Below are 6,249 nucleotides of genomic sequence, written 5' to 3'. Positions count from 1 at the left end.
ATGATAAAGCCAAAGCCTGCATTAAAGGCGTTTGCGCCCGCCTGCATGCCGACCAGCGGCGGGAATATAATATTGCCTGCACCCAAAAAAAGCGCAAGTGTCATCCCGCCAAGAGCCATTGTCTCTGGCAATGAAAGTCTGGTGTTTGCTGTCATTATTAACTCTTATTTTATATAAACATCATGCTTTGGAAGGCGTGGTCATTATATGCCTGGTCACCGTTCCGGTCATACATCGTTATTACAACTGGAATATTCCTTCGATGGTCATACGAGCGAAGCCATGCAATTCCACGCGCCCGTCATCCCGAACTACACAGCGCAACGCCCCTTTACGCTTCCCGCCTTGTTGAGCGGTCAGGACATTTTTACCCGTACGCGCCGCCCAGAACGGGGCGAGGAAAGTGTGTGCCGACCCGGTGACTGGATCTTCGTTCACGCCGACCTGCGGGCCGAACCAACGGGACACAAAATCAAACTGGTTATCAGCGGCGGTCACGATCACGCCGCGGGTGTCGAATACCGCCAGCTTATTGAAGTCAGGATTAAGCCCGTCGATGATATTTTTGTCATCGACCAGTACAATCAGATCGTCCGATTTCCACACCCCGATAACACCGGCGGTAATGCCGAGGGCTGCCGGCAGTCCATCAGGAGTATCAATCTTCATGGCCGATTTAGCCGGGAAGTCCATGCAGAGTTCGTCCCCGTTCTTACTCACCGTCAACAGGCCGCTGCGGGTGTGGAAGCTGATAGTTTCTTGTTGGTAGCCAAGCTTGTTGAACAGCACCCAGGATGCAGCGAGAGTGGCATGACCGCACAAATCCACTTCAACCGCAGGCGTACACCAGCGCAGTTGATAACCCTCCTCGAACGGCACAAAAAACGCGGTTTCAGAAAGATTATTCTCCGTGGCGATGGCTTGCAGAACAGTGTCAGGCAGCCACTCAGTTAACGGACAAACGCCCGCCGGGTTGCCGCCAAAAGGTTGAGAGGTGAAAGCATCAACCTGATAAAAAGGAATTACTGTGGTGTCAGACTTTGTCATTTAATTTATCCAGATAGTTGTAAACGGTGTATCGGGTGACGCCCAGCGCTTTAGCGACATGATTAACGCTGCCTTTAATCTTGAAAAAGCCCTGAGCATGTATTTCAGAAATAACCCGTTTTCTGAAATCAATTTTATTTTCTGAACCCGTGGGTCTGAATTTCGAAATAACGTCATCCAGAGATTTATCCTGAATATCAGCTAGCGGATTTTCCGGCGTTTCAGCCGCGGCGGCCGGATGGAGTAAATAGTCCAGGTCGCGTTTGAGTTTTGATACCACATCCATATCGACGTTAATGCAAAAAGCTACTAACGGCACGCCGTCCTTGCTGTAATAAATCGTCGATGCGCTATTCAATGTGGTGCCAGAGAGAGTGGTGGTGGTATATCCACTGAATACCTGACTGGAAACACGCTGCGAAGCATCCAGTAAACCTAAAAATCCCGTGTCATTTTCCGGGCCGGACAACAGCGCATCACCGGCTTTCCTGCCGCTGACGTGTCCATTAATGATGCTTATCACGGACGATTCGGGGCGGGTAAGGTCATGCAGAACTGCTTCTGTGTTTAAGGGAAGCGTGGTTCTCAATGCCTCAAGCGAAGCCGTCAAAATAGTGATTAAACGTTCACGTTCGTCTTTCATTTTGCTCTCTCCATCAGACAACGGCCTGGACTTCTATTTCGACGTCTAAATCAAATGCAAGGTGGCTGGTGACGACGCTCCTTGCGGGGAAACCTTCCGGGAAGAACGCGCTGTAAGCAACATTGAATTCGCTAAAGTGCTCCATGCTGCTTAACCAAACCTGGACTTTCACAATGTGGTTCAGCGTCGTATGCGCCCGCGCCAGAGTTTCCCGGATGGCGTGCATGATATGCCGGGTCTGCTGGGTGACAGATCCATACAACGGTTCACCTTCGGGGCTCATGGCGACATGGCCTGAAAGAAAAACAAACCCGTTCACCTGCACGGCGTCTGAAAAGGGAAAAGGCTTGGTCGTGGGGTAGCGTACGATAGACATGTGTCAGATTTGCCCTAAAGAAAGTGTAGTAGCACGGTAGCATGACTTAACTTTAAATTAAACAAAATTATTATTTTAAACATTTGTTGATTTCGTGGCTTTCATGTCTCTCCACTAACAGAGCATCGACAGATACTTTGTTGACGGGATGGGACATGCTCTGAACCGCCTTTAAGCACTATAGATCCCCGCCAACAACACCCGGCCATAAACGCCAAAAACAGTCTCGACATAGGCGCTCATCACCTGCATACCGTTCGTTGCGCCCGCACCGGGCTGTACATCCAGGGTCTGATAACCGTTGACGAACCCTGTATCGAATGCGCGAGTTTGATACGCGGTTGTGGCGGTCGTGAGGTCACCAATCGGATGTAACCAGGCACATATGCCAATAAAAATCAGGCTCGACCATTTACACCACGTCCTAAGACTCTACCTTGAACCGGTGCGGTTAGCCTGTGTTTTATGACAGTGAGGCCGCTAAATGCTTCATATGAAAGTTATGCCTGTAATACCAGTTATAAAGATGTGTGACAACTTTCTCAGTTATCAAATTACATAATCGCATAACAAAAAAAAGCAATACGCGCAAAAAGGAAGGGCTTATACAGTTAAATCCACATTAATACAGGGGGGACTGATCGTGAATCATGACAATAAGTTATCGGTGGCCGAGAAGTTAGGATACGGTATGGGGGATGCGGCCTGCGGGATTGTTTATTCATCCGTAACCATGTTTTTGACCTGGTTTTACACTGATATCTATGGACTTTCTGCCGCTGCGGTTGGCGTAATGTTTCTGGTGACGCGTGTGCTTGATGCCATTACCGACCCGCTGACCGGGATTGTGGCCGACCGGGTTAAAACCCGCTGGGGACATTTTCGTCCGTGGCTTATCTGGTTCGCCGTTCCTTACGCGGTGCTGGCGGTGATGACCTTCACCACTCCGGAATTTGGTGCGTCCGGCAAGCTTGTGTATGCCTACATCACCTACACCCTGCTGATGCTGTGTTATACCTTTATCAACATTCCGTATTGCGCCCTCGGCGGGGTGATTACCCGTGACGAGAAAGACCGTCTCTCCGCGCAATCTTATCGTTTTACGATCTCCTCGCTGGCCGGGCTGATGGTCTCGGTCGCAACGCTGTTTCTGGTCGATTATTTGGGCAAAGACGATAAACAATTTGGCTTCCAGGCGACAATGGGCATCATGGGGGCTATCGCCATCGCAATGCTAGCGTTCTGTTTCTTCACTACCAAAGAGCGCGTGGCCCCCATTGTTGAAAATCAGGGCGATGTGAAAGGAGATATTCGCCAGCTGCTGGCAAACGATCAGTGGCGGATTGTCGCCATTATCACCTTCTTTTCCAGTATGGCCGGGGTGATGCGCAGCGCCGCAACGCTCTACTACGCCACTTATCTGATGATGGATGGCGTGTCGTCTGCTGCAGGTACGGCAATGAAATCCGCGTTTGTCTCCACAAGCGTCGTCGGCACCATTATTGGCAGTATTGCAGCGGGGTATCTGGCAAAACGCTACCGGGCCGTGTCGCTGTTTAAAAATATCAACCTGCTGCTGGTCGCCGTTGGTGTGGTGATGTTCTTTATTCCACCAACCTGGCTTGCGGTGGTGTTCCCACTCTATTTCCTGGTCGGCTTCTTCCATCAGATGTACCAGCCCTTTAAGTGGAACATGATGGCCAACGCCGCCGATTACGGTGAATGGAAATTTGGCCGCCGGATAACCGGGCTGTCCTATTCTGGTAACCTGTTTGCCCTCAAAATGGGAATGGCTGTCGCCGGAGCGCTGGTCGGTTTCTCCCTGGGAATCTTCGGTTATCAGTCCGGCGTGGCGGAACAGACGCCGATGGCGACCATGGGCATTATTGGCCTGCTGACACTCGGGCCATCGCTGTCCTACCTGGTTCTGTGGTGGCTGTCGCGCTTCTATAAACTTGATGACCAAACCATGGCCACTATCCAGCGCGACCTGTCGGCCCGACAAACGGCTGTAGCACCTGTTGATAACGCTACGCCAGAAGTGACGTGTGTGTCGCTGAACAAAGCCTGAGGAGGATGATGATGTATCACAACCCGATTATCTGCGCCGATTATTCCGACCCGGACGTCGTTCGCGTTGGTAATGATTTTTTTATGGTCGCCTCCAGCTTTAATCACATGCCGGGCTTGCCGCTGTTGCACTCGACGGATCTGGTGAACTGGACAATCATCAACCATGTTCTGCAAACGCTGCCGCTGCCTGGCTATGAGGAGGTCCAGCCGGGTAAGGGGGCCTGGGCGCCGTCGATTCGCTGGCATGATGATAAGCTGTGGGTCTTTTTCAGCACCCCAGATGAAGGGATTTTTATGTCCTGGACGCAGGATCCCTGGGGGGAGTGGCAGCCTCCGCATTGCGTCAAAGCGGCCAAAGGCTGGATCGATCCCTGCCCATTCTGGGACGACGATGGCAAGGCGTGGCTGGTGCATGCCTTCGCCCACAGCCGCAGCGGCATCAAGCATAAGTTACAGTTGCTGCCGATGACGCCAGACGGCAAATCGGTCACCGGCGAAGGGCAAATTCTCTATGACGGAACCTGCGATTTACCGACTCTGGAAGGCCCGAAAGTCTATAAGCGCAACGACTGGTATTACATCTTCGCCCCAGCCGGAGGCGTGGAGTCAGGCTGGCAAACCGTGTTGCGCGCCCGGGATATGCAGGGCCCATGGCAGACGCGTAATGTGCTTTTTCAGGGCGATACGCCGGTTAACGGGCCGCATCAAGGGGGCTGGGTAGAGGGCGAGCAGGGGGAATGCTGGTTTGTCCATTTCCAGGATGCCCATATCTATGGCCGCATCGTTCATCTGCAACCGATGTTCTGGGGAGATGATGACTGGCCGCGCATCGGCGAGCAGATCGGGGAGACGGGTGTCGGACAGCCAGTATCTCAGTGCCCGTCTCCTTCGGGATTGCTCGCTGCTGAGCACGGTGGCCCACAAACCAGCGATGACTTTCACCACGGTGCACCCGGTTTACAGTGGCAATGGCAGGCCAACCCACAGCCACAGTGGCGTAAAGCGGGCAGTGATGGACTTCATCTCACCTTCCAGCCCGTGCGGCGCGAGGCGCTTTACTGGTCGCCCAATCTGCTGCTGCAAAAATTCCCCGCCAGGACCTTCAGCGCACAAACGGCATTGCAGCTTGATACCGCACGGTCGGGAGATGCCGGCGGCCTGATCGTGTATGGCGAGCGCTACGCGGCATTATTGCTTGAACACGGCGATAATGCCTGCCGTTTGCTGTGGGTGTGCGGCTGGATGAGCGACAGCGGTCAGGTACGGGAAGAGACTGAGTGTATAACCCCGCTTGCCGGTTCACAGTGCCAGTTGCGCGTCGAAGTGGGTGCAGGCGGCATTTGCCGTTTTAGCTGGCGGAGCGACGGCGAAGAATGGCAGAGTTGGCCCCGCACCTTTGCCGCCGGAAAAGGCAAATGGGTGGGTGCTAAACTGGGGCTGGCGGCCCTAAACCTGCACGGCCAGGCAAGCGAAGGCAGCTGTCTGTTTTCCTCTTTTACAGTGAACGTCCCGTAATGCGTAATCCCCGCGTCGACGGCGCGGGGTATTGATTAACCCCAGTCTAGCACCACGCTGAGCTTGAAAACCGGCTTCTCGCAGCAGGGTAAAGGACAGCATCTGGCACACCGGTGTATCGGTAAACCTCATCCGGCATGTTCTACGGTGTTATCTGCTCCACCATTTCGGCCAGGGTCGGCCGGGATGCTGCTGGCCGGTGCTATGGATGTGGGTCTTTCTACCATGACGCGATGGGTAAACCAGTCGGAGTGATGTTCCACAGTGACCAGAGTAGCCACTCTACAAGCAGGCAGTTCCGGCAGTTACTGTGGCGTTGCCGGATCAGGCAGAGTATCAGCCGATGTGGAAACGGTTGGGACAACAGCCTGATGAAACGCTTCTTCCGGAGTCTGAAAAACGAGTGGGTGCCAGCGACAAGTTATATAAACTTTAGCGAAGCTGCTCATGCGATCACAGACTATATCGTCGGGTATTACAGCTCGCTAAGGGCGCATGACTATAACGGAGGGTTACCCCCAAACGAATCGGAAAGCCGATACAGGAAAAACTCTAAAGCGGTGGTCAGTTTTAGTTGACCACATCATATCGAGCG

Annotated in this window: 7 protein-coding genes and 1 pseudogene; 3 read left to right on the top strand and 5 right to left on the bottom strand. The window is 53.0% G+C overall.

Translation table 11 applies throughout. The annotated features are described in order from the left end of the window. From N0B36_RS15970 to N0B36_RS15950, 5 genes are all read right to left on the bottom strand, one after another. Positions 1-155, bottom strand: a 155-nt coding sequence (locus N0B36_RS15970; protein ID WP_259688629.1) for a branched-chain amino acid transport system II carrier protein, incomplete at its 3' end; no start/stop codon positions are given. Between the two features lie 85 nt (positions 156-240). After that, a complete protein-coding gene (locus N0B36_RS15965; protein ID WP_181220474.1) occupies positions 241-1,047 on the bottom strand; it encodes a PhzF family phenazine biosynthesis protein in 807 nt (268 codons plus the stop codon). Then, on the bottom strand, positions 1,034-1,690 hold the full coding sequence (locus N0B36_RS15960; protein ID WP_103766259.1) for a transcriptional regulator: 657 nt from the start codon (positions 1,688-1,690) through the stop codon (positions 1,034-1,036). The genes N0B36_RS15965 and N0B36_RS15960 overlap by 14 nt, the downstream gene beginning before the upstream one ends. A gap of 13 nt (positions 1,691-1,703) precedes the next feature. Continuing rightward, on the bottom strand, positions 1,704-2,066 hold the full coding sequence (locus N0B36_RS15955) for a RidA family protein (RefSeq protein WP_032947028.1): 363 nt from the start codon (positions 2,064-2,066) through the stop codon (positions 1,704-1,706). Between the two features lie 171 nt (positions 2,067-2,237). Then, positions 2,238-2,459, bottom strand: coding sequence for a branched-chain amino acid transport system II carrier protein (locus N0B36_RS15950; RefSeq protein WP_259688628.1), 222 nt, complete (start codon positions 2,457-2,459; stop codon positions 2,238-2,240). Between the two features lie 250 nt (positions 2,460-2,709). Here N0B36_RS15950 and N0B36_RS15945 point away from each other — a divergent pair, with 250 nt between their 5' ends. From N0B36_RS15945 to N0B36_RS15935, 3 genes and pseudogenes are all read left to right on the top strand, one after another. Further along, a complete protein-coding gene (locus N0B36_RS15945; protein WP_259688624.1) occupies positions 2,710-4,137 on the top strand; it encodes a glycoside-pentoside-hexuronide (GPH):cation symporter in 1,428 nt (475 codons plus the stop codon). 5 nt (positions 4,138-4,142) lie between these two features. Beyond that, positions 4,143-5,654: a glycoside hydrolase 43 family protein gene (locus N0B36_RS15940; RefSeq protein WP_259688623.1), complete on the top strand. Its 1,512-nt coding sequence runs from the start codon at positions 4,143-4,145 to the stop codon at positions 5,652-5,654. 233 nt (positions 5,655-5,887) lie between these two features. Next, positions 5,888-6,232 (top strand): annotated as a pseudogene (locus N0B36_RS15935) (integrase core domain-containing protein); the annotation flags it as partial. Positions 6,233-6,249: the final 17 nt, after the last annotated feature.

The organism is Citrobacter sp. XY323 (genome assembly GCF_025106035.1).
GTDB lineage: Bacteria > Pseudomonadota > Gammaproteobacteria > Enterobacterales > Enterobacteriaceae > Citrobacter > Citrobacter braakii.
The sequence above is the reverse complement of the archived record's forward strand: the minus strand, read 5'-3'. Positions and strand labels throughout refer to the sequence as shown.

Excerpts from the sequence above, each read along its gene's own strand:
- N0B36_RS15965 (WP_181220474.1), bottom strand. The coding sequence starts at position 1,047 with ATGACAAAGTCTGACACCACAGTAATTCCTTTTTATCAGGTTGATGCT.
- N0B36_RS15940 (WP_259688623.1), top strand. The coding sequence starts at position 4,143 with ATGATGATGTATCACAACCCGATTATCTGCGCCGATTATTCCGACCCG.
- N0B36_RS15960 (WP_103766259.1), bottom strand. The coding sequence starts at position 1,690 with ATGAAAGACGAACGTGAACGTTTAATCACTATTTTGACGGCTTCGCTT.
- N0B36_RS15955 (WP_032947028.1), bottom strand. The coding sequence starts at position 2,066 with ATGTCTATCGTACGCTACCCCACGACCAAGCCTTTTCCCTTTTCAGAC.